The following is a 25,529-nucleotide window of genomic DNA, read 5'->3' on the forward strand; positions in this document are numbered from 1 at the left end:
GGATTTTTTATTGAAATCGCTGCAATTAAGGCTGTAGATCCCAAGTCCCACGCTCTCGGAAAAAATTGCAGGCATCTGTCATCATCACCACTTTCCAACCCTCTTCCATTTTACCTGTTGGGGCGTATGGGAAGAAAAGCCCAGTCTCACTAGATGGAATGCTACCTATTGCCAGTTCCTCATTTTCTATATCGAGGATAAAATAGGACCTACTAGGATTTTGTTGATTTCCAGAAAGCAGTAAGCCATTGGGAACCGATTGAATAGTGTAGAACGGCAAGAATTGCTCATCTACCGACATGTTCCAGGCCTTGAGTTCAGCAAGCGTTTCCATACTGTATAAATAGAGCGTAGAATTTCTCCGGATATACATCCAGTTTTTATCTGCGTCTACAGCAACTACATTATAATATCCTTCCATTTCAAAAGGGCGTCTGCTGCCAGTTCGTACGTCAACAATAGACGATTTACGATTCCCGCCAATAATTCGCTCAACCATGTAGACGTAATTCGTGGTTCGCGCCACTTGGTAAAGTGAATCTGGAAGATGTAAGGTTTCACGATCAAATGTACGCCTGAGCTTACCATCCACATACGTGTAAAAGCGGATTTCATCTTCAGAGGGATGATACCCGTACAACGTAGAATCTGTCATGAATTGCGGATATGCTACAGAACCTGTTGGACAACGAGCAATGACCTCTCCGTTCAAGTTCATCAGCTTCATTTCAAAGTGGAAGTTCTCGGTTTCTTCATTGCTGTAAACGCCAGTGGCCAATGCAATTACGTCTCCTCTCTGAGCATGAGCAATGATGGAAAATCGACCAACGCGTTCAATCTTCCAATTCTCAAAATCATCTGTGGTATATAAATCTGTTGTAGATACACTCCCTTCTGATGTATTCTCCGTCTCGTCTCCTGCCAACAAGCAAAAGGTCTTTCCTTTTTGAAAAGCAAGTTTAGGAGTCATGGTAAAGGATTGTGGATCAATATAACCTGGCTCAACCGTGGCCACAACAGGCTCTTCACAGGAAGAGAGAAAGAATAACCCCGCCAAAAACAATCCTACATTATATAGAGAGCGCATACATCATATTTTGGGTTGAAGATAAAGAATCACTGGGAGGAATTCATAGGTCGGATTAGGCAAGAGACTTCAGGCTCCCGACGAATGTTCGTCCCTCTGATTGTCGAGACAAGTCTATAGACTGAGTAAGGGCTGGCGCAAAGACCTCACAGACTCTATTAACCAAAAAAAGAGCCCCGATCTCCACCGGGGCTCAAAACTAACCTAACTACTACTCAACTATTCTTCTCGACCTCGATGAGCTCTTTGGCCGTGTGATTTTTTCCATTCCACCATTTGTTCTTCGGTGAGAACCTCTTGCATTTCGCGCATCATCGCGCTTCTTTCTTCACGCATTTGTTCGCGGCGTTCCCTCATCTTGATTCTATTCGCCTCTATGATTGCCTCCACTCTAGTGCGTTGCTCCTCCGTCAATTCGAGATCCTCGGCTATTCGATCGAGATGGAGATTTGAACGTGCTGAATTATCTCGTCGACCGCCTCTTGTCCCCCTTTCGCTGTTGTACTCCCCTCTTATGGGACGAGAAGGTCGAGATTCATTCCACTTCTCCAACTGCTCTTTGGTGAGAACGGCTTGAATCTCACTTTTAGTCTCCTCGCGAATGGCTCTTACCTCCTCCATTTTGGCGCGAGTACGTTCTTGCTGAGTGGCAAAGATAGCACCGATGCTTTCACGTTGTTCATCAGACAACTCCAATTCTTCGGCCATTCGATTCAATTGAGCTTCTCCTCCTCGCCCTTTTGGCTGGGCTTCTTGAGCCACAACTGGAACGGCAACTAGAGTGGAGAAAACAATGGCTCCCATGGAAGCCAACACAGAGAAATTTACTCGCTTCATGATCTTTTTCATTTTGGTGTTGATTTACTTCTACGATGATGAAAGACACATGAGGTTTAAACCCCTCCACAAAAAAGATTGGAATCCGAATTTCGATTGTCGCCACTCCAATAGTCCATTTACATACCTTTACAGCCGTGAAAAACCTCATTGTAAAAGGATTCGGAATCATATACCATCTTTGGTATTACGTGGTAATGGCTGCAGTAATTTTAGCCATTTTTCCATTTATATATGCCACTTCTCGCAAGCCAGAAGACTATCCAAAGTTTTTCCGGTGGGCTCGAATTTGGGCGAAGTCCACACTCTTTTTGATGGGGATACGCGTCCGATCGGAAGGAAGGGAGAAAATCAAAAAAGACCAGTTGTACGTGATCTGTGCCAACCACACCTCTGAGTTAGACATCATGATGACCCTTGCACTGGTGCCCAATTGTTTCGTGTTCATCGGCAAGAAGGAGCTGGCATCACTTCCCCTCTTTGGCTACTTCTACAAGAAAACCAACGTGCTGGTAGATCGCAAAAGCGTGAGTTCAAAACGCCGTGCGATGGACCGAGCTGCCGAGAAATTAGAAGCGGGAATTGGCATGTGCATTTTCCCAGAAGGTGGCATTCCGCAAACCGATGAATTGGCTCCATTTAAAATGGGAGCCTTTAAACTAGCTGTAGATTATCAAGTTCCCATCTTGTCCATTGCCTACCCAGACAACAAGCGTCACTTCCCCGATTTCTCGAAAGGGGGATACCCTGGGATAGTCCGTGCTCGAATTATCGGAAACGACGATACAACGGGCTTGACCGAAAGCGATTTGAAGGCATTGCGAGACCGCACCTATCATCGTATCTTTGACGCTCTAAAAGAGTTACGCGCATCATGAACATCTCACGCGAAGAAATAAACAAGCTTGCTCATTTATCCCGACTTGAATTGGACGATAAGGCCGTAGACAAGATGCAGGAAGACTTGAATAAGATTCTCGGCTTTGTAGCGCAGATTGAAAAGATGGAGCTAGATGGTGTTGAGCCCTTGGTATACATGACCGAGGAGACCAATATTCTTCGCGAAGACACGGTTGTTCAAGAAATCACTCATGCTGAGGCATTGAAAAATGCTCCAGATGCCGACACGGACTACTTCCGCGTTTCTACGGTAAAGAAGTAACTCACCCTGCTACATTTTTAATAGCGTTTCCAATTGCCCTACTTTCCTAGGAAACGTAACTGACTGTATTCGAAGCTGGTGAATCACCCAGTTCTCGCAAAGGTTAAATCCACACGTATTGGAAACATTTTTCACTTAAAACGTTTCCATTGTCGATGTTGTACTCTAATTTCGCGCCCGAAATGGAGAACCAAGAGAGAGAAATAATCGCTGGAAGCGTTGAATTGTTCTTGAAATACGGCATTCGCAGTATTACAATGGACGATGTTGCACGCGAATTGACCATCTCGAAAAAGACTCTTTACAAATATGTGAGCAACAAGGCCGACTTGGTGGATCGCAGTGTAAAGTTGGCTTTTAGAGGGATACATCAGGCGATTGATGATGTGAGAGCGCATTCCACCAATGCTATTGACGAAATTTTTGACATCGATGAAGCGGTGAACGAAACGATCCGTCAAAAGCACCCAGCTATCGAATTCCAATTAGCGAAGTACTATCCAAAAACTTGGAAGTGGCTTGAATCCAATCAACACAGGATTGTATTTGAACACACCAAAGAAAACTTGCTAAAGGGGATGGAACAGGGCTTGTACCGTTCAGACCTGAACGCTGAGTACATCGCTCATGTGTATTTCGGAAGATTTATGGGGATGCGCATGGACAATGTTTTCCCAGAGAGCATTTGCGAGAATCCTGAATTCCTTCACCAAAGTTTGATTTACCACGTGAGAGGAATTGCTTCAGCAAATGGCTTGGAATACTTGGAGCAGAAACTCCAAAGAGAAATTGAAACAACACAAACTATATAATGATGAACTATAAAAGCATCGGTCTAGCTCTTGCCTCGCTGGTTAGCGTTGCGGTTGCGGGTCAGGAGGCCACCTCAGAAAAGAGGTCGTTCTCCCGCGCAGAAGCTGAGATGTATGCACTGGAGAACAGCTACGATATGCAGCGCTATTCTCTAGAACTCGATCGTGCGAAAGCTGTAATTTTTGAGAATGTCGCTACGGGTTTGCCGCAAGTAACGGCTTCTGCCAGTTTCACGGACAACATCCAAATTCAGCAACAAGTCATCGAGTTTAACGGTCAACCTACCCTCCTTGCCTTCGGTGTCCGATACGGTGCTATGGGTACGCTTCAGGTAGACCAGCTCATCTTTGACGGTTCATATATCGTTGCCCTCCTCGCTACAGAGGTGGTAAAGGAAACTGCGCAGAATAGTTATGAGAAATCGGCTATTGATGTGCGCGAGCAAGTGGCGCAAGCCTACCACCTCGTGCTCACCACCGAGCGTTCCCTGCAGATTATCCGCGATAACCTCACCTTCATTCGCCAGAGTTTATTTGAAACTCGCGAACTCTTCAATACAGGTATGGTAGAAAAGCAAGACGTAGATCAATTGGATCTTCTTGTAACCAACTTGGAATCGAATGAAGACTACCTAGAGCGCCAGGCGGAGGTAGCAAGAACCATCCTCAAATTGAGAATGGGTATTCCCGTTACAGAGTCGGTGACGCTTACGGATAACATCGAAACACTCGTGATTTCTGCGGAAGATGCGACCGAATTATTGAGTACCACATTCGATCCAACCACCCACATCGACTACCGCACATTGGAAACCGGCATTCACGGTCAGGAGTTAACCTTGCGCAACGAGCAGGTTCAGTGGCTACCCAAATTAAATGGGTACTACTCATACAACCACGGTGTTCAAAGTTCTTCTTTTGATGGACTCACCAATTTCGACAGCCCAAACAATTTTAACTTCCCTTACCAAAGTTGGGGATTGAGTTTGCGCTGGTCGCTCTTCCAAGGTGGACGAAGAGTTGCGCGTGTTCAGGAGGCCAAAGTAGCCTTAGAGCAACTTGAAGTTCAAGAAGCGCAATTGTCGGACATGCTAAAACTCCAGTACCAAACAGCGAAAGCCGAATACGCTTTTGCGGTCAACAATTTTGTGGCCCAGCGAAAGAACATGGAGATCGCGAAGGACATTCGAGACCGCACGGCCATCAAGTTCCGTGAGGGGATTTCATCCAGCCTCGAATTCACTCAAGCTGAAAATCAATATCAAGATGCGTTGAGAAGTATGATCAACGCTGCCCAAACTGCCCTTGACAAACGAGTAGCCCTCGAAAAAGTCCTTGGCAACTTCAACCTAAACTAAACAGTAGCAATACGACATAAGTGATGAAAGCACTATACTACATTCTTCCCCTAGCTGCGATGTCTATCGTTTCGTGCCAAGAGGAAAAAGGCGATCTCCAAAAGCTTCAAGACGAAAGAGACAGCCTATCCACATTAACCAATACCATTCAACAGCGAATCTTGGAATTGGACGGTGAAATTGCTGAACTAGACAGCACCATTAAATTCACCACTGTAACGCTCTATCAAGTAGAAGCACAACCGTTTGCTCATTATTTCCAAGTATACGGTTCTGTTGAAGCGGATAGAAACGTGACACTCTTTGCCGAAACTCAAGGTATGATTGAGGAAATTCACGTTCGTGAAGGACAGACCGTAAAGGAAGGTCAAAGATTGATCAGCATTGACGACGAAGTTATCCGCAGAAACATCGAAGAAGCGCAAACTTCATTGGAATTGGCCGATACGCTTTATCAAAAGCAGAGCAAGTTATGGGCACAAGGAATTGGATCTCAAGTTCAATACCTTGAGGCGAAGAACCGCTTCGAAAGCCTTCAAAGCCGATTGAACGTTCTGAACGCTCAGTTGAGAATGGCCAACCTTACCGCTCCATTTAGCGGTGTAGTAGACGAAATTTTCCCTAAAGGTGGAGAGTACACCGGCCCAGGGCAACCGCTCATTCGCTTGGTAAACATGAACAGCGTTTACGTTACCGCAGACGTTCCTGAAGATTACATCAACCGCGTAGCAACGGGAAGCGAAGCCACCATGTATTTCCGCTCTATCAATGACACCGTTGAAGCCAAGGTGATTCAAGTAGGTCAGTACATCAATCCAGATAACCGCACCTTCAAAATCAAAGTGGGTATCAACGATGCAAACGGTACATACAAGCCAAACATGATGGCTTCTGTTCAGTTGAAAGACTACAGCACAGAAACCGCTATGGTACTTCCAAACCACATCATTCAACAAGATCCTGAGGGACGCTCTTATGTGTATTCTTTTGAGAATCACGAAGGAACAGATGAAATTGGTACGGTGGTAAAACACTACCTCGAACTCGGACATTCGTACAACGGTATCACAGAGATTCTAAGCGGACTTACTGGAACGGAACGCATCATTGACCGCGGAGCACGCAGTGTTCAGGCCGATGAGCACGTACGCATGATCAAATAAGAAAGACGGAAACCTAATTTCCAAACGACACATCCATAGATAATGGAAGATCTTCATAAAATTAACCCGGACGACATCAAGGAGTTTGGCGTGTCTACCTTCTCGGTAAACAACCGAATGACTGCCTTCGTACTCACTTTTATCATTTTCGTTTCGGGATTGATGGCCTACATCGGGATGCCTTCTGAGGCCTTTCCTGAAGTAGTGATCCCACAGGTTTATGTGGGAACTCCGTATCCTGGTAACTCACCAGTAGATATGGAGAAACTCATTACCCGTCCCATTGAAAAAGAAATCAATGGCATCACGGGGGTAGATGTAATCACCTCTACTTCTGTACAGGGCTATTCTACCATTCAGGTGGAGTTTGATTTCTCGGTGAGTACCGAAGAAGCCCTTCGCAAGGTGAAGGACAAAGTAGACGTTGCGAAGAGTGACGCCGACTTCCCTAAAGATTTGCCAGCTGATCCGAATGTTTTCGAATTGAACTTTAGCGAATTGATGCCTATTCGCAATATCAACTTATCGGGTCCTTTCACCATTGAGCAACTCAACGAATACGCCGAATACCTCGAAGATGAAATTGAAGACCTTCCGGAAATTACCAAGGTTGAAATTCGCGGTGTAGACGACAAGGAGGTTGCCGTTCGCCTAAACATGCAAAAAATGGAAGCTCTCAACTTGAGCTTTGGCGATGTTGCGGGTGCTATTACCAATGAAAACATCACCATTTCTGGCGGTGATCTCTTGGTTGATGGATACCGCAGAAACGTCCGTGTGGTTGGTGAATTCAGCTCGGCTGAAGAAATCGGGAACATCATTGTAAAGCATGAAAACGCCGATGTAGTCTACCTCAAAAACATCGCTGAAGTTTCCTTTGGCGAGGTAGAAAAAGAGAGCTTCGCCCGTCAGCGTGGTGAGCCTGTTGTGATGCTCGATGTCATGAAGCGATCAGGTGAAAACCTCATCATTGCATCCGATAAAATCGACGCGTTAATTGAGAAAGCCAAAGAGGAGGTATTCCCAGACGGCTTGCACATTACCATTACGGGCGATCAATCTGATCAAACCAAAACCCAGTTGAGCGATTTGGAAAACAGTATCATTCTCGGGGTACTCCTCGTAGTAGTGGTATTGATGTTCTTCTTGGGATTGAGGAACGCGCTATTTGTGGGTATTGCCATCCCACTTTCCATGTTCATGAGCTTCTTCATTTTGAACTCCATGGGCGTGACCTTGAACACCATGGTACTCTTTGCCCTTGTATTGGCGCTGGGTATGTTGGTAGACAACGGTATTGTAGTGGTAGAGAACATCTATCGAATGATGGATGAAGGCATGGATCCCGTTACCGCTGCAAAGAAAGGAGCCGGTGAGGTTGCTGTAGCCATTATCGCTTCCACCGCAACTACTTTGGCTGCCTTTGTTCCATTGGCATTCTGGCCGGGCATCATGGGTGAGTTCATGAAGTACCTCCCTATTACGCTTATCATCGTATTGGGCTCTTCCCTCTTCGTGGCATTGGTCATCAACCCTGCGCTTACTTCCAAGTTCATGAAACTGGAAGAAGAAGCCATGAAAGTGAAGAAGTGGAGAAACATCGGTATTGTTCTCACTTTAGCAGGACTCTTCATCGGGTACTTGGCCGAATCCTTCATGCCAAACATGGGACTACGCGCCATTGGAAACCTCATGATCATTACCGCACTGATCATTTTGAGCTACATGTACTTTGTGGTTCCAATGACCGTTCGTTTCCAAACAAAGTTCCTTCCTAGACTGGAAAAGCGCTATGAGCGAATGCTGAAGTATGCCTTGCGTGGTAGAAATGCCTACTTGTTCTTCTTCGGTTCAGTTGGATTGTTGATTTTCTCTTTCATGCTATTGGGAGTGAGTCAGCCTAAAGTGCTCTTCTTCCCAGAAAACCAACCGCGTCAAGCGCTTGTATACATCGAGTTGCCGATTGGAACGGATATTCTAGAGACCGACAAAATCTGTCGACAAATTGAAGATCAAGTATTCGAAATCGTAGACAACTACACCTACCCAATCTACGAGAATGGGGATACGATTGAATACAACTACATGGTTGAATCGGTGATTGCTCAGGTAGGAGAAGGAACTTCCGACCCGAACCAAGGCCCTTCTATGGCTCAAACGCCAAACAAGGCCAAGATTACCGTAGCATTCCGACCATTCGCTGATCGTGTAGATGAGAACCACATTCCAGTTCGAAGTTCAGACGTTCTTCAAACCATTCGTGAAGCCATTTCCGATTACCCGGGGGTGAACATTGCGGTAGACAAAGACAAAAATGGTCCAGATAGCAAGCCGCCAATCAATATCGAAATCAACGGTGAAGACTATGGTCAGCTTCTTGAAACTGCTGAAAACATGCGTCGTTTCATCAACGAAAGAGGCATTAAGGGAATTGAAGAACTTCAAATTGACGTTCAATCGGGCAAGCCAGAAATGCCGATTGAAATTGACCGTGTAAAAGCCCGCACCTTAGGGATTAGCACTGCGCAAATTGGTGATGCACTTCGCACGGCACTTTTCGGAAAAGAGGTTTCTCGTTTCAAAGATGGCGAAGACGACTACCCAATTAATCTGCGTTTCAGCGATAACTTCCGCTATAACATAGACGACTTGTTAAACCAACGCATCACCTTTAGAGATCCCGCTTCTGGTAGAATCAAGCAAGTGCCGATTAGTGCTGTTGCTCAGCCGCAGTTGGCATCTACTTTCTCTGCCGTTAAGCGCAAAGATCTCGATCGTGTCATCACCATTTACTCCAACACAGAAGAAGGAGCGAATGGCAACGAAGTGGTTGCTAAAATTCAAGCGGCTCTTTCTGGATACGAAACCCCACGAGGAGTGAACTTCAAGTTTACGGGTGAACAAGAAGAGATGGCCGAGCAGATGGCCTTCTTGAGCAAAGCCCTCATGGCTGCGGTGTTCCTTATCTTCTTGATCTTGGTGGCACAATTCAACAGTGCATCAACACCATTCATTATCCTTACCACTGTTGTATTGAGCTTGGTAGGTGTGCTTCTTGGGTTGATCATCTTCAACATGGAGTTTGTGATTATGATGACCATGATTGGTATCATTTCACTGGCGGGTATTGTGGTAAACAACGCCATTGTATTGATTGATTACACCAAGCAGTTGATGGACCGCAGAAGAGCCATTCTCAAATTGCGCGACAACGAATTGTTGCCAAGGGAAGAGCTTTATTTGATGATTGTTGAAGCGGGTAAAACGCGTTTGCGCCCAGTACTTCTCACCGCCATCACTACCATTCTTGGTTTGCTTCCATTGGCTACGGGGATGAACATCAACTTCATCACCTTGGTTACCCAATCTGATCCGCAAATTTACTTTGGTGGAGACAACGTAATCTTCTGGGGGCCGATGTCGTGGACCGTAATCTTCGGTCTCACCTTCGCCACCTTCCTTACTCTTATTGTAGTTCCCGTCATGTTCTACTTAATGGAGCGTGGAAAACGAAGATTCTCACGTGTAAAATCACCTGAAGATCTAGCCGATCTTCAATTGGAAGAATAAAGCAAAGACCCTCTGAGAAATCAGGGGGTTTTTTGTTGGACTTTGGAGTCTAACTTATAGATACCGCAGACAAGTTTAATATCTACAGAACTCAAGAGCCCGGAAACGTCCTCCCTTCATGGCCTTTGTTTCAGTCCCTCCGAACCTCTCCATTAAACACCCGATTAAAACCCGGTCTTCGGCGTCTAGAAACTGGAAGCGTGTCGCCATTGGTAAGCACCACATGAGTGGAGCCCTTACTGGCTACCGAATCAATGTGCTTCAAATTGGCCACATAGCTGTTGTGAATCCGGTAAAATCCGTTCTCCTCTAACTCTTCCTGAAAGTGGTTCATCGCTTTTGAAACCATGATACTCTTCCCCGAGCGCAATACAAATGATGTGTATGCACCCATGGAGCGACAGTATAGAATCTGACTCATTCTTATGGTGTACTGACGCCCAGAACCACTCAATACGAGCACCTTGTCCGAAATCGACTTCCGACTTTTCTGTTCCGTTAAATACTGTAAACACTTGTCCATGCATTGAACAAACTCCTTTGGGCTTAAGGGTTTCAGTAGATAGTCGAAGGGGCGGGTTCGGATAGCCTCAAACGCATACTCTTTATGACCAGTTACAAAGATCAACACCTCATCTGTGAAGAGATCTCCTTCGTTGAGAAGCTTGAAGACGGTACTGTCCTGCATGCGAATATCGAGAAACAACAAATCCATTTTGCGATGGGTCAGAATTTCACGAGCACGAATAAGATTCTCCGCAGTATGGAGGTGTTGAACTGTTGGAAAGTACGTCCGGAGCAATTCAACGATGTAATTGATCCCATCCGGCTCGTCATCAACGATCAGTACATGTAGATTATCGAGATTCATTTTTGAAGGTAAGGTGAGTATAGGTGCCTATCGCCTTTTCAGACTGTGTTAGTTCAATGCGATAGTGATAAACATCTTTATAGATTCTGATTCGGTCCTGAATCAATTGTAAGCCCATTCCCATTCCACTGCTCGACACATTCGAGAATCCCTTCCCATCATCTTCAATTACCACCTCTATGGTTTGCTCATCCACTCTGCTAAAACGGACATCAACCGTTAATGGGGCATTAGTCTTACGACCGTGTTTGATGGAGTTCTCCACAAATATCTGAACGAAGAAACAAGGTATCAAGGTTTGGGTATCTAGCTCTTCATCAAGGTGTATGTAGGTAATTAACTGATCTTTAAAACGCAGACCTTCTAACTCCAAGTAGTTTCTCAAGTACTCCACTTCATCTTGAATTGTGTGATAGATCGTCTCCGAAATATCCAAGTTAACCTTGATCATTCGCGAGAAAGAAAGGATGTAGTGCCCTACTTGCTCATATTGCTTTTTGAAGTTCAACAACAATATGGAGTTCAAACAATTAAAAATGAAGTGTGGATTGATCTGTGCTCTAATCATTCGGAAGCTGAGATCAGACACTTCCTTCTTATGATTTAGCTCCTGAATTCTACGTGTCTGCACGCGATAATTCACGTAGTAAATCAACGAGAAAGCCAGTCCTACCCAAAAGAGCACAACCAGCCACTGGAACACAGAAGTCTCCCAAAAATGAGGTTCAACCACAAAGGCAACAACGAGGTTTTGGTCTGAAAATGCATTCTCCAGATTGTTCTTCAGACGAACCTCCAATTGATAGCTACCTGGTGCGAGATCGTAGAAGGACAATTCAGGACGATCGGTCTTTGTCCAATTCTCACGTATTGGCAACAAACGGAATTCATAATTGAGAAAATCAACATTCTCCCAATGGTTATTCGAAAGGAAGAAACGGATAATAGACTCGTCTGGACGGAAGGTGTAGGATGTTGCGCGATCTAAGTACCGATCGTTAGCTTCGGCCGCCGCCAACTCAACACGGTACGTTAATGAGGGGCTTTCACCCAAAGTAAAGCGATACACTTCTCCGGCAATAGCAACGTACATACAGCCCTTCAAAACCTCTATATCCTTAATCGCTTTGTCCGGTAATCCATTGAGCTCACTGTAGTGTTGCATCCTCATATTTACCGGATTTAAACAGGTAATAGACCTTCCGTGGTTGGCGTACAATCTGCCCTCCCGAAAAATGATCTTCTCCGTACGCAAGTCCACTATTCGTTCCAACTTCACAACTTCTTCCATCCTATTAAAAGGCGTCGTAGTCAATTGATGCGTTGGAATTCTAAACAAACCCGTAATTGAAGCGATGTAGGCATAGCCCTGTTTACGATCGATATACAAGTCCTGTATAGCCCCTGTCCTATCTGAAAGACTACTCAACTTCACTCGAGTTTTGGTTCGGTGATTAAAGACGTAAAGTCCGTCTATCAGCGCCATTAAGCTTCTCGTACTATCTATGAAGTCAATGTGATAGATTCTCTCCGACAGCACTTCTTCGGCGCGATTACTATCCAAACCTTCCTCGAATCTGTAAAGACCGTTATGAAGGCAAACCCAGAGATCGCCATTGTATATCGTCTTTGATTTGAATACTCCAAAACCGACTACACTTTGGAATACATCCTCTACAAAAGCTTCAGGGGCAAATAAAGCACCGTCCACCATCAAATGCGATTGGTAGGTATATACCTCCGACAAACTAGGTTTTAAGTATCTATACTCGCTCGTTTGAACATTCTGGAAATCATCGTGATGCGCAGTTGTCAACGTTAATCGATTCTCACTCAACCCAGCATATCCGATGCGATCTCCAACACGAAATAAACATTGAAAATGATGGGGTTCAAATACCGTTTGGGTCTCCATCCGATGATGTGCATTTCGAATCACCTGTAATCCTTGCCCACGGGTACCTAAATAGTAGTGTCCTCTAAATTCATGAACGAAATTGATCAAGTACTCTTCAGCCAATAACGATCCTGGACTAAGTTTTAGGTCGTACTCTCTGAAACCACCGGAGCGATACGTAACGAAAACACCATTTTCCGACTGGCACAAATTGATCACTTCACTACCCAAGCCCACGCTCCGTCGATTCGTTATGTGAAGATTCGAGTTGAAATTGAAGTAGATCAGTGAATCGACAACCCCAGGTTTAACAAGGGCTAAGGTCGTGTCTGACAATTGCCTTGCAGATCTAAAAACTACGTCGTCCAATTTGATCAAAGGATATTTCTGATCCGACTGCAAATCCAAAACGAACACCGACTGACCTGGAGTACTTATAAGCAATTGCTTGCCTCCCCACAGATCGATACTGGCAATAAAGTGCTCTAGTGGCATTGGATATCCCTTGTACTCGAATACAACAGATCCATCACCACTGAGCTCTACGTAGGTTGAATCCTCCAAGAATCCATTAAAAATTGGAATGTGGTTCAGTGATCTACCAAAAGTGAATCCTCGTCCTATCAAATGGATCAAACGATCATTGACAGAGTCAGGTGCAGAGACTCTCTCTCCGGAATTTCCAATGACCAAGTTCTTCGAAAAATAGCTCGGAAAGAGTTGATTATCCTCATTGATACTAACATCCAGCACATCCGTTCTATACTCCAAAACGCTACGCAAAGAATAACCGTCATAAACAAACAATCCCTGATCTGACCCCACTACAAGACGTCCACAGTTATCGTGCTTAATCACGTAAACATCTCCCGTTCGCAGCTCGTTCCACGAATCTTGGCACTGTGCAACTACGGTGAGTTGAAAGAATAGAAAGGCCAAGAAAAAACGTATAGTTGATTTATTCACATTTATACAATTGAAATCTGAACTGATCCTGATGAATTATACGATCCCTGAAGTTCAATAAAAGCAAATGGATATCAGGAAAAATACCTACCCATTATTAAAAGAAAATTACCCCCTTATCCAGAGGAATGCAATATGGCGAAGAACGATCATCACATGATAAACGACCCATTTCCATTCAAGAACAAGTGCAAAAACCACCCCATCTACAAGTTTGAACTTTCAATAACGACCAACTAGAAAGAATAACCTACCATATAGAAAGTAATTCAGTTTTTACTTCATGTGTATCGATAGATTGGAAGTACAAATTTTTAACAATATCAATGCCATGAAAAACATGTACCAGAAGGCCTGCCTTCTTACGAGTTTAATGCTCTCGCTGACCTCCTTAAACGGTCAGGTTAATCCATCCATGGAACCTGACTTCTTCTACCAAAATCGAATAATCTTCACTTCAAGTGAAGTATCCAGTGCCACAGTGAATGGCATGGACTTAACAGCCGTAATGGACTATGACAACTCTATCATCCCGCCAGTTGTACATGTTGACATTGTTGACCGAACGGGTGGCGGTGGAGCCAATCTCTTGCAAACCTTGGTGATCTCATCTCCAAGTGGCGGAAGCTGCAACCCTGGCGATGTCCAAATGACCCATGGTGGAGAAAACCTCTATGTGGTGTACGACTGTGCCTCACCAATTCCTGGCGGTTCGGAACAAGTGTTCTTAGATAAGTATTACTTCGACTCTTTCAGCGGCTCATATATCCCAATGGCCACAGCCATTTTCATCGGAGACGGCCGAAGTGCCCTAATCGACATGGGCCCAGAAGGCTTCGGAGGAGTGGTATATTCCAATAGAGACGACATCTTTGTGGCTTCCGTAGAATCTGACCCTAGCAATGTTTCCAACGGCACTGTAAACGTAAGCCCTCCTACGCTGGTACATACATTGGGAACACCAACGAGTACTTTCAGTTATTACGATATCGCTGCACATGAACCATACAGTCTCCCCACGCTCACCGACATCCGCTATACTGTTGCCTTGTTAGACGGAGGTGTCTTGCATGCCATTACTCTCGACTCACCTCCGGGACTAGCACCGATATTTCACAGTGTAGACGCGTTTTACGACGTAGAAGGTGGTGCACGAGTGCGCATTTGCTCACCAAAAGAAAACGGGATGGTGGCTCACACTTCGCCATATACCGAATTCACCATTGCAGTGAACAAAAGCGCGACATCTCCGTACAATGAGGATCTTGGACTTATTACGGGAGATGCTTCCATTGGAGGACTATCCCCATTTGTTGGAGTGAATAGCATACCTGGAAGTAGTCCATGTACCCTGGCTGTAGATTTCAAGTCGAGTTTCTATTGTAGCTATGCCATTGATTGGAATCAAAACAGTGCGGTGTCCATGACATGGCATGGACCAAGTGCTGCATGCATGGGAGAAACCTTCTCGGTAGAATTCGACCCAACCTCTTCCACCTATTTAACTCCTCCTGGAATGGCAAATGCAGTTTCAGCTATTACTCAAGGAATAGATGAATCTTACGCCCCTATGAGTTCAAGCATGAACAGTACGGAGATTGTACCTGTATTTGCTTTACAGAAATATGCTCAATCGGCTCCTAACATTTTTATTGTAGTCTCTGCAGACTATATGATCAAGTCAAAAGACTTGGTAGGTATGACCGTTTTCCCTTCCACTTATAAAACTGCCTTGGAGGAGAATTTGACAGGTGAATTCAACCTCATCATGGAGAGCGATCATCAATGGAAATTAACATTCCCTTCCTTGGAGACTAGCACACAAATCGCCCTTTTCTCGATCTCTGGAGCCCTTGTATTCGAACGTGAAGTAGACGCTTCCAACAACGAGATCACTCTTTCGCTCGCTGATCTAGCATCAGGAGTTTACGTTGTCAACTGCAAAAGAGGTGAACAAACCGAGAGTTTCCGTATCATACGATAAAGCTTCACAAACACCTTGTATAACATGCCCGGCCTATATAGGCTGGGCATTTGTTTATGAATATCAATACCGTTGGACTCAAGGGAGTTCCTCGGAAGAGATTCCACTGATAAAATGTGAAAGCACGAAACCTAAGGACCTGATGCTTTCAATGATGGATGCATTATGGTGTTATACTAAGAACACCCTTCATACCGCGCTATTAAACCGTTAACGTATCGGAATAAGATAGTGTGTCATTCCGTTCGCACTAGAAGCACTCACCATATGAGGGGAGATTCTCTAAGACCTTCTTTTCAATAAGAAAACCAAGCCTTGAGAAATAAAGAGTTCCACAAGGCCTAACGTTTCAGGGAATCGACTACTCTCTTTTTAGATAGCATTTTCATGCGCACCGGTTGCTCTGCTATTACGATAAGGCAACTTTAGTGTAATTCTTTAAAACAATTCTGCTAATTCGTGGAAGACTCAAACGGAACTGGGATATGTCTCCGAATGAATACCTTAAATAGCTCGAATTTTCCAGTTTTGACGGGTCCAATATAAGGGAGTACGCCGGAGTACGTTAGCACATGGTACTTCGCACTAGTCCATCGCACCCTATCACTTTCCCACCCCTAATCTATATCTTCGCATCATGTACGGAAAACTTCAACAACAACTTCAAGCCGAACTTCAACAGATTGAAGCAGACGGCCTATACAAGAAAGAGCGAATAATCACTACTCCCCAAGATGCTGTGATCAAAACGGCCGAAGGGAAGGAAGTGTTGAATTTTTGCTCGAACAATTACCTCGGACTTTCTTCTCACCCTAAGGTGATCGAAGCGGCGCATCAGGCGCTCAATTCACATGGTTTTGGAATGTCATCGGTTCGCTTTATTTGCGGTACACAAGACATTCACAAAACGCTTGAAAAGAAGATTGCCGACTTCCTAGGAACGGAAGACACCATCCTTTACGCTGCGGCATTTGATGCGAACGGCGGAGTGTTTGAACCGCTTCTAGGTCCAGAAGATGCCATCATCTCGGATAGCTTGAACCACGCTTCCATCATAGACGGTGTTCGTTTGTGTAAGGCAATGCGCTTCCGCTACGAGAACAACAACATGGCAGATCTTGAAGAGAGATTGAAAGAAGCCAACGAGAAAGGCGCTCGCAATAAAATCATCGTTACCGATGGAGTGTTCTCTATGGACGGCTATGTGGCGCAATTGGACAAAATCTGTGACCTTGCCGAACAATACGACGCTCTGGTAATGGTAGACGAATGTCACGCTACAGGGTTCATCGGTGCCACGGGTAGAGGTACGCACGAACTCCGCAATGTGATGGGTAGAATTGACATCATTACTGGAACCTTGGGTAAGGCCTTGGGTGGTGCGATGGGCGGATTTACCACAGGTAGAAAGGAAATTGTTGAACTTCTTCGCCAACGTTCTCGCCCTTACTTGTTCTCTAACTCGCTTGCCCCTTCTATTGTGGGTGCATCTATCGCGGTATTCGACCTTCTGAGCGAAACCACCGACCTCCGCGACAAGTTGGAAAACAACGTAAATCACTTTAAGAAAGGCATCAAGGCAGCTGGTTTTGATATCAAAGACGGCGATAGCGCTATTGTTCCTATCATGCTTTACGATGCAGCTCTTTCACAACAGTTTGCCGATAAACTTCTCGAAAAAGGTGTTTACGTGATTGGATTCTTCTATCCAGTGGTTCCAAAAGGTCAGGCTCGAATTCGCGTTCAGCTTTCTGCTGCGCATGAAATAGAGCACTTGGACCAAGCGATTGCTGCCTTTACTGAGGTAGGTAAAGAATTGGGCGTGATCTAAAGAAGAGTAAGCTGTTCTCCTCCACTTGGAGCTGAACGCACTTCTACGATGCGAACATCATCGTTAATGTATACTAGGACAGATCGAACGGTCTGTCCTACTCCTAACAAATCCGCGTACCGGCGGATTTGTTTTTTATGGGAACTGAGCTCATCTCCGGTTTTGTAATCCAGTACTGTCCACACGCCATTCTTAGAGGTGATTCTATCTGGTCGATGCACGCGGTCATCACCTACCCAATCTCGCTCGTTATAGACTTTTTCCGCTGTAAAGGAATCTGACAATTCTGGGTGGTTGACCACCTTCTCCAGTACTTCCCGTATTTCGCTAACGGACGATTTGGGCAGTTTTCCAGATACTACCGCACGCCGCAGCACTTGAGGCAAATCAGAAGCCCTTTCGACTTCTGCCAACAAATTGTGAATGGTGTTTCCCCACATTCTAGGGCGATCGCTGAGTTGATCTTTTATACCATCTGTATCTCTACTCAGCTGCACTCTTCCCCTCCAAGCATTACTCACAAAGGTGTCTATGCTTCGTGCAGAGGCACCTTCATCCTCTTCTTGTGAAGGCGCAGGCGTTTCCGATCCGAGAATGAGTCGCTCGTCACCTTCGGGACGCAGTCCCTTCTCTTCCAGATAGCAAAGGAGGTAGTCGTTGATCTTTCCCTTATCCATGGAAGGCCCAGTCTTGCTATTGTTCTGCTCACTGATAATATAGAGACGATCTACAGGACGGGTGAGCACCACATAGAGCAGGTTGATGTTGTCGAAAACAGTCTCTCGATCAAAGCGTTCATATGTTGCCGTATACGATGGATGGGTGGTTTCTGCACGTGCGGCTAGTTCGGAATTCATACCCATCAAAGCCACGGGCAAACCTTCAAATTGATCTTCGTCTAAGCGAACCCACCGAGTGTCGCCTCCCTTTCGCTTTGCCTCAAAATTGGCAAACGGAAAAATGACCACAGGGAATTCCAAGCCTTTGGATTTGTGGATGGACATCACCTGTACGGCTTCTCTGGAGTTCGGAACGGTGATGGATTGATTATGCCCCTTCTCATACCACCAAGTTAGGAAGTCGACAATATTATGGGATTTCCTCTGTCCAAAAGCGTAGAGTTCATCCAAGAAAAACTGGATGAAGGGATCGGGCTTTCTTCCGTCAATGAGGCGAAGTGCACGTGCGGCATTCTCCCCCCACTCAAAAAGTCCCGCTGCATCCTTAGCCGCTAAAGCTTCCGCGATTTCGTGATCGGCGGTCCACTTTTGCCAAGCATCCCCACGAACATCGGAAGCTGCCAATAGTCCCGCGTGTAATTCTTCAGCAGTCATGCTATACACACCCGATTGATGAAGCATGTCCACCAACTCCATCCTAGCCTCCAAATCCGCCGGATTGAGTTTAAGTCGGATGAAAGCAATAATAGCCCGAACGGCAGAACTGTTCTGTAGTTTAAGTGAATCTACACTCACTACATTGATTCCTTCTTGTGTGAGAACACGGGCTACTTTCTCTCCGTACACATTGTTCCGAACTAGGATGGCAATATCACCTGGATGATATCCAGCATCCAAGCATTCTCGCACGCGAACCAACGTTTTCTGCAGGCAGCCCGCATGAAAGAGATCGTTCTTCCTCTCCGTTTCTAGAAACTCTATGGAAACCATCCCCCCTTCTTGTCCCATGGCCTTTTGGGCAACCTCTCGGTACAATTGCTGATGCTGATCCTCCCCTAGAACCTCAGCTAACCGACCGAAGAAATCGTTGTTGAAGTTGATGATTTCAGTGGCAGATCTCCAGTTGTGCTCTAAGGAAACATGCTTCAAGGCATAAGCGACATCGCCCCCCAGCTCATCTGGGTTTCGAGCGCTTTCTATCAACCCTAAAAACTGCTCAGCTTCTCCGCCTCTCCATCGATAAATACTTTGCTTGGCGTCCCCCACAATCATGGTTGAACCTCCAGAAGCAACGGCGTTGTGCACCAAAGGAGTTAAGTTGAGCCATTGAAGGCTACTGGTATCTTGAAATTCATCGATGAAATAATGGCGATATTTTTCACCAATTCGCTCGTAGATGTAGGGAGTGGGCAGATTAATCAGGGATTCATAAATAAGCTTGTTGAAGGTCTTCAAACTCTCCAGGTTATTCGCCTCTTTATAGTCGTTTAGTTTGGCAGCAATTTCATGCAATACCGCCATTCCATCATAGTTGGCAAGAACTTTCTCAAGAATCAGTGCATGAACAACTTCCTCATCTTCAAAGGCGATACATCGACCGATCAAATCAGTGAGTGCATCGTTGATAGGTTCGATTGCGGCAGCTGCTTCTGGCGCTGGCTTCGCCTTGGTGTACACCCCTTTTTCGTGAAAATCGCGAATGCGTTTCCCAGCCATGAAAGCGGACAAATCATTCTGAAGCGCTTTTTTGAAATAGGATGGAACAGCTCCGTAATTAAAGTAAGCAGCAGGAATTCCGGCTATCAACTTCATGCCTTCTTCACCTAATCCGTGCATTTTGGCCTTGTAAGCCGCAAGCTGACTCTCTAGTTTGCCGCGTACTTCAATGAATTGCGGAAGCGTCCACGACTCGAGTTTATCTAGAATCTCCGCACTGTTCTCATCACCCAAATGAGCAGCCATTTTGAGCATTTCTCCCTCCGGCTTCCAGTACTTACCTTCATCCATCTTACGATCTACATAGCGATGAAGGAGTTTAGTCAGCTCTGCATGCCTTCCACTGTCATCCAAGAGCAGATCAATAGATTGACGGTACATTTCTGCATCGTCTAACTCCACGTCGAAGTTGGAAGCTAGTCCCAAATCGTGACTAAACGTGCGGACCAGTCGGTACGTGAATTTGTCGATGGTAGAAATACTCAATCCCGTATAATCATGCAAAATGGACTTGAGCACTTCGTGGGATCTACGAGAAAGCGTGGCATCGTCTATTTCCAAATCATCCGCTACTGCATCGTACAATCCTCGAAACTTTGAAGGCACTGTTGGTTGACGAAAGGCATTCAAGGCTTCCAACACCCTTCTCTTCATTTCCCCAGCCGCCTTAAGGGTGAACGTGATAGCGAGAATTCGAGTAAATTCGGAGGATGTTTCAGATCGCAAGCAGATCTTTAAATACTCCCGCACCAAACTAAACGTTTTTCCAGCACCAGCACTGGCACTGTAAACTTGAAATGTTTTGGGATGGGATGTACTCATGAGAGGCGAATCTTCTCGTAAAGGTAGGGAATGCGAAACATGTTAAAAGTCGAAATTTATACTGAAAATACGGTACTAGACGTACGATAATTAGAATCCTTCTCTACCTTAGAAGCTCAATGAAGAATACACCTGCATCATATATTCTTTTCGGACTTTTTCTCATTCTCTCTTTCCACACTGAAGCACAGCAGTATGTGGGGCAGATATTGGATGAACACGGAGAAACACTTCCCAACGTAACCATCTCGTGGGGAGAGGATCGTTCGCAAAAATTGATCTCGGATATCAATGGAAACTTCACCCTTCCTCATCGTCGATTTCGCATTGTGAAGTTTGAACTCATTGGGTATGAACCGAGCTCGTACCGCCCTGAAGATCTTCCCTCTGATGGAAAAATCGTCCTTTACGAAAAGGCCGAAGCGCTGAACGAGGTAACCATCTTTGCCCGTGAAAACCCAGCTTGGCGAATCGTTCGCAATGCAGTTCGACACAAGTCGGTGAACAACCCAAACCGCTACGATTCCTATCGATACACCAGCTATAACAAGAATGTAATCACCTACAACTTCGACATTGATTCCACCATGAGTTCAGCCGATAGTGCCGAGATTATGGCCGACAAGGCGAATGCCGTTAACCGACATTTGTTGGTGATTGAATCGGTGACGAAGAAGTACTACCACACGCCGAATCAGCATGCGGAAGAGGTAATAGGCACTAAAATTTCTGGATTCGAAAATCCAAACATCGCTACCATTCCAGATGGTATTCAGCACTTTGGTTTTTATGATGATTACATGCGATTATTGAACAAAGAATACCTCAACCCTATCGCCAAAGGGTTTGAAGATCGCTATGCCTTCATCCTACAAGATACCACTTACTCGGGAACGGACACCACCTTCATCATGAAGTACTTCCCCACGCGAGGGTCAAATTTTGAAGGGTTTGAAGGAGTGATTCACATCAACTCCAACGGCTGGGCGATTGAATATGTTACAGCAGAACCATGGGATAAAGGGAAGATTAGCCTGAGCATGGAGCAGCGCTACGAACGAGTTTACGGTGGCTATTGGTTTCCCGTTCAACTCAACTTCACCTTAGAACTAGAGCGTTTCCCCTTCCGAAAAAACGGAGCGGTGATGATTGGAAAGACCTACCTCGATTCCATCTACGTGAACGTTCCCGTCCCGGAAGAAAAATTCAGCCATGTTCAAGTGAAAATGCGTGAAGATGCAGGCTTGGTGGACGATAGCTTCTGGGAACTTCGTCGGCCAACGGAACTCGACCCCCTAGAGCGTGAAACCGTTCGCCACATGGATAGCATCGGCGAGCGCTATAATTTAGGTGGGGTAATGCGCTCCACGCGACATGCGTATAGAGGCTTTCTTGCATTAGGCCCTATCAACTTAGACATGAAGCGACTTATTGCCAGTAGTCAATACGAAGGTTTACGACTGGGAATGGGGGTATACACCAACGAAGTGATCTCACCTTTCATCAGCGGAGGGGGATACTTTGGCTATGGTTTTAACGATGAACGATTGAAATACGGGGGCGAAATCAAACTCACCTTTGACACCGAAAATGACGGTTGGTTTAAGTATGAATACAAGAATGATGTTCGTGGCCCCGGGGTGATTGGCATCAATTATTGGGAACGAACGTCCTTTGCCGAACAATTCTACAACGTGCGGATGGACCGCATTGAATCTCACGAAGTGATGTTGCGATCTCGTGCGTGGACGTATCACATTTTTGAAGTGGGAGCCAAGAACTTCTCGCTTACTCCAACTTATGACTATGCCTTTGTAAACGACGAAGGGGAAGCCTCAACTTTCTACCAATTTTCTGAAATCAACTTCGGTTGGCGATGGGTTCAAGATGAGCGAATCTTAGCTAACTATGGTCAGAAAATCACCACAGGTAGCAAGCTTTGGCCTGCTGTTCGATTGAACTATAGTCGAGGAATATCTGGCATATTTGGCTCCGACTTCGATTACAACAAATTGGAATTGGGGATTCAATTTGATCGCTTTACCAAGAACTTAGGAAGAACGCTCATCAGTTTGGAGACCGGTATCGTAGATAGAGCTCTTCCCATTGGGATGAACTTTGGCGCTCGTCCATCCTACAGTTCCTCCTTCAGTGTAGTAGTGCCTAACTCCTTTCAGGCCATGCGATTCAACGAGTTCTTCAATTCCAGATATGTCGCCATGTACTTCATGCACGATTTCCGTTCCCTCCTTCTTCGAAGTGGATGGTTCAAGCCAGAAATTCGAATCTTTCAGGGCGTAGGTTATGGATTGCTCGACGAACCCGAAAGACATTTGAATGAAGATATCAAGGATATGCGCTATGGGTATTACGAATCAGGACTGGCGTTCGACAACTTGATACGAATCAATTTAGGCAACATGGGCTACTTCGGCATTGGCGTAGGTGCATTTTACCGATATGGGCCGTATTCATTCCCGAATACACTGGATAACTTCTCTCTTAAAATGGCCTTCATGCTGTCCGTAAACTAAGCGAATGAAACACCTCTACCTCACTCTTATCACCCTATCTGCCCTTGTCGTTGGTTGCAACAACCCGAAAGAACCCGTGAATGAAAAAGGTCAGCTTACCTTGCTGGGCAACTGGGCACCTGAGGGTTTGAGTTGGCGAGATGTGTGGGTTTGGACGCCCCCAGGCTACGATTCAAGCCAGAGCTATCCTGTACTCTACATGCACGACGGTCAAATGCTGTTTGATTCGACGAACACATGGAATCACCAAGAGTGGCAGGTAGATGAAACCATGGAACGACTCATTTCTAAGGGTGTGATTCAACCAACTATAGTGGTAGCCATTGCCAATGGTGGTTCAATTTATAGAACGAGCGACTACTTTCCAGAAGACGTTATTCCAAGCCTTCCAGAAGCCATTGCAGATTCTCTTATTCAAAACGATTTGGCAGGAAAAGCCAGAGGTAATCGATACGTAGATTTCCTCATTCACGAACTCAAGCCTTTCATCAAAGAGCGATATGCAGTATCCGATAATCCCATGGATCACTACATCATGGGTTCAAGCATGGGAGGGTTGATTTCCCTTTATGCCACCTTACAATATCCCGAAGAATTTGGCGGTGCTGCCTGTTTATCCACCCACTGGCTCGGCGCGCGACGCACTCGAAATGCCGAGTTGTCATCGGCTATTTTGGACTACACGGCTGAACATCTACCCAACCCATATTCCACACACTTGTACTTCGATCACGGAACAGTAGGTCTCGATTCACTCTACGCACCCTATCAATCTAAAATGGATAGCATCTTAGTGGCCAACGACTTTGTGGAAGGTAGAGGAATGAGCAAAGTGTTTGAAGGAGCAGATCACAACGAACGCTCTTGGTCTAGAAGACTTGAGGTTCCACTCACGTATCTTCTTGGAGCAAAGTAGGCTTATTTACAGCGCGAACTATTCCGTAGAAACCGAGAGCCGTAAGAAGTCCAAACCCTCCCAAAACTCCATAGAGAAGGTCAAACCCTCCGTATGTAATGAGTTGCGTACCCGCTAACGGTGCAATAATGTGGGCAACCGCATAACTGGAAGTGTACAATCCCATGTAACTCCCTCTGCTGGCTTCACCCGCACGGTTGGAAACCCATGCAATGGCAAATGGCATAGCGAAGATTTCAGCAAAACTCAAGAGCACCATAGAGGTAATTAATAGTGCATTGGAATGAGTGAAAATCAGCATTAAATAGGCCAATCCATTCAGAGCTGCACCAAAAATAACGAAGGTCATCACTTTGAATTTATGGCCCCATAAATGAACCACAATCATTTCAAAAGCGAATACCACCAATCCGTTAAGCGCCAGCATGTATCCTACAAAAGTGGTATCTACCGCATATTCTTCCACGTAAAAAAGCGGTAGGGTGTAGAGGATTTGGAAAAAGACCAAGGCAAAACACGCATTCAGAATACAGAAGAGAACAAAGGGAATATCCGTATACGCCTTTCGAACGGGAACGCTGGACTTCTTTCTCTCTTCTCGATCCGCATCTTCTCCTTTTCGCAAGTTTCGAAAGTAAAGGATGAAGGCAATTCCAGCCAAAATACAAGTGGTACCATCCGTGATAAAAAGAAGCGTGTAACTAAACGTAGCAAGCCAGCCACCGATGGAAGGACCAATAGAAATACCTAGGTTGATTGCCAGTCGGTTCAGCGAAAACGCCTTGGTCACATTCTCTTTCTTTGCGTAATATCCAATACTGGCCCCATTCGCGGGACGGATCGTATCGGCAATGATGCTCAAGGTAGTCACCCCCACAATCAATCCTACAAACGAGGATAGAAGAGGTAAGATAAACAGGTACACACCAGTGGCAATCAGCGATCCTGCTTGAACTTTATAATGTCCAAACCGCTCTGTAAGTTGACCTCCCAAGGTGGTTCCTATCACAGCCCCTACGCCATATCCCATCAAAACATAGCCGGCTTCAACCTTTGAGAGTCCAATTTTCTCTGTCAAATAAATCGACAAAAACGGAATCACCATCGCCCCACTTCGGTTGATGAGCATCACAAGACTTAACATCCAAGTAGGCGTGCTCAATCCACCAAAAGCATCTCGGTAGAGGTTAAAGATTCGAATGAAAGGAATGGCGAGCTGTTTCACAGAATGAAGATACTCATCCTCTACATTGCATACATGTGTTTAAACAATGAAAATATAGAGGTAATCAATGTCGCTTCGCTGTGAACATATCAAACCCT

General features: G+C 45.4%; 16 protein-coding genes. 10 read left to right on the plus strand and 6 right to left on the minus strand.

The features are described from left to right. Positions 1 to 25: 25 nt before the first annotated feature. Both F8C82_RS11705 and F8C82_RS11710 read right to left on the minus strand, forming a co-directional pair. Positions 26 to 1,087, minus strand: a complete 1,062-nt coding sequence (locus F8C82_RS11705; RefSeq protein ID WP_151693772.1) for a hypothetical protein — start codon at positions 1,085 to 1,087, stop codon at positions 26 to 28. 219 nt (positions 1,088 to 1,306) lie between these two features. Beyond that, positions 1,307 to 1,924 carry a Spy/CpxP family protein refolding chaperone gene (locus F8C82_RS11710; RefSeq protein ID WP_151693773.1) on the minus strand — a complete coding sequence of 206 codons (618 nt, stop codon included), beginning with the start codon at positions 1,922 to 1,924 and terminating at the stop codon, positions 1,307 to 1,309. Between the two features lie 137 nt (positions 1,925 to 2,061). On the opposite strand from F8C82_RS11710, the gene F8C82_RS11715 reads away from it, so the two are divergent. From F8C82_RS11715 to F8C82_RS11740, 6 genes are all read left to right on the plus strand, one after another. Then, the gene (locus tag F8C82_RS11715; protein WP_151693774.1) at positions 2,062 to 2,802 is read left to right on the plus strand and encodes a lysophospholipid acyltransferase family protein; all 741 of its coding nucleotides are present in this window, start codon (positions 2,062 to 2,064) and stop codon (positions 2,800 to 2,802) included. Next, entirely contained in the window at positions 2,799 to 3,086 is a 288-nt protein-coding gene (gene gatC, locus F8C82_RS11720; protein WP_151693775.1) for an Asp-tRNA(Asn)/Glu-tRNA(Gln) amidotransferase subunit GatC, read from the plus strand. The genes F8C82_RS11715 and gatC overlap by 4 nt, the downstream gene beginning before the upstream one ends. Positions 3,087 to 3,268: 182 nt before the next feature. Further along, positions 3,269 to 3,898 carry a TetR/AcrR family transcriptional regulator gene (locus tag F8C82_RS11725; RefSeq protein WP_170266244.1) on the plus strand — a complete coding sequence of 210 codons (630 nt, stop codon included), beginning with the start codon at positions 3,269 to 3,271 and terminating at the stop codon, positions 3,896 to 3,898. Beyond that, positions 3,898 to 5,256: a TolC family protein gene (locus F8C82_RS11730; protein ID WP_151693777.1), complete on the plus strand. Its 1,359-nt coding sequence runs from the start codon at positions 3,898 to 3,900 to the stop codon at positions 5,254 to 5,256. The genes F8C82_RS11725 and F8C82_RS11730 overlap by 1 nt, the downstream gene beginning before the upstream one ends. A gap of 23 nt (positions 5,257 to 5,279) precedes the next feature. After that, positions 5,280 to 6,419, plus strand: coding sequence for an efflux RND transporter periplasmic adaptor subunit (locus F8C82_RS11735; protein WP_151693778.1), 1,140 nt, complete (start codon positions 5,280 to 5,282; stop codon positions 6,417 to 6,419). A 42-nt stretch (positions 6,420 to 6,461) separates the two neighbouring features. Continuing rightward, positions 6,462 to 9,989: an efflux RND transporter permease subunit gene (locus F8C82_RS11740; protein ID WP_151693779.1), complete on the plus strand. Its 3,528-nt coding sequence runs from the start codon at positions 6,462 to 6,464 to the stop codon at positions 9,987 to 9,989. Positions 9,990 to 10,119: 130 nt separating this feature from the next. On the opposite strand, the gene F8C82_RS11745 is transcribed toward F8C82_RS11740, so the two are convergent. Both F8C82_RS11745 and F8C82_RS11750 read right to left on the minus strand, forming a co-directional pair. Beyond that, positions 10,120 to 10,860, minus strand: a complete 741-nt coding sequence (locus F8C82_RS11745) for a LytR/AlgR family response regulator transcription factor (RefSeq protein ID WP_151693780.1) — start codon at positions 10,858 to 10,860, stop codon at positions 10,120 to 10,122. Next, complete coding sequence (locus tag F8C82_RS11750; protein ID WP_151693781.1) at positions 10,847 to 13,723, minus strand: sensor histidine kinase; 2,877 nt, start codon at positions 13,721 to 13,723, stop codon at positions 10,847 to 10,849. The genes F8C82_RS11745 and F8C82_RS11750 overlap by 14 nt, the downstream gene beginning before the upstream one ends. 331 nt (positions 13,724 to 14,054) lie before the next feature. Between F8C82_RS11750 and F8C82_RS11755 the strand changes: the two genes are divergently transcribed. Together F8C82_RS11755 and kbl are read left to right on the plus strand one after the other, a co-directional pair. Next, complete coding sequence (locus tag F8C82_RS11755; protein ID WP_170266245.1) at positions 14,055 to 15,707, plus strand: T9SS type A sorting domain-containing protein; 1,653 nt, start codon at positions 14,055 to 14,057, stop codon at positions 15,705 to 15,707. A 637-nt stretch (positions 15,708 to 16,344) separates the two neighbouring features. Further along, positions 16,345 to 17,538, plus strand: a complete 1,194-nt coding sequence (kbl, locus tag F8C82_RS11760) for a glycine C-acetyltransferase (protein WP_151693783.1) — start codon at positions 16,345 to 16,347, stop codon at positions 17,536 to 17,538. On the opposite strand, the gene F8C82_RS11765 is transcribed toward kbl, so the two are convergent. After that, positions 17,535 to 20,756 carry a UvrD-helicase domain-containing protein gene (locus F8C82_RS11765; protein WP_151693784.1) on the minus strand — a complete coding sequence of 1,074 codons (3,222 nt, stop codon included), beginning with the start codon at positions 20,754 to 20,756 and terminating at the stop codon, positions 17,535 to 17,537. The two genes, kbl and F8C82_RS11765, sit on opposite strands and share 4 nt — an antisense overlap. 119 nt (positions 20,757 to 20,875) lie before the next feature. Between F8C82_RS11765 and F8C82_RS11770 the strand changes: the two genes are divergently transcribed. Continuing rightward, a complete protein-coding gene (locus F8C82_RS11770; RefSeq protein WP_151693785.1) occupies positions 20,876 to 23,290 on the plus strand; it encodes a DUF5686 family protein in 2,415 nt (804 codons plus the stop codon). A 4-nt stretch (positions 23,291 to 23,294) separates the two neighbouring features. Continuing rightward, positions 23,295 to 24,206: an alpha/beta hydrolase gene (locus F8C82_RS11775; protein WP_151693786.1), complete on the plus strand. Its 912-nt coding sequence runs from the start codon at positions 23,295 to 23,297 to the stop codon at positions 24,204 to 24,206. On the opposite strand, the gene F8C82_RS11780 is transcribed toward F8C82_RS11775, so the two are convergent. Continuing rightward, the gene (locus tag F8C82_RS11780; RefSeq protein WP_223279546.1) at positions 24,181 to 25,431 is read right to left on the minus strand and encodes an MDR family MFS transporter; all 1,251 of its coding nucleotides are present in this window, start codon (positions 25,429 to 25,431) and stop codon (positions 24,181 to 24,183) included. The genes F8C82_RS11775 and F8C82_RS11780 overlap by 26 nt on opposite strands. Between the last annotated feature and the right edge of the window lie 98 nt (positions 25,432 to 25,529).

This window comes from Phaeocystidibacter marisrubri (assembly GCF_008933165.1).
Taxonomy (GTDB): Bacteria; Bacteroidota; Bacteroidia; order Flavobacteriales; family Schleiferiaceae; genus Phaeocystidibacter; species Phaeocystidibacter marisrubri.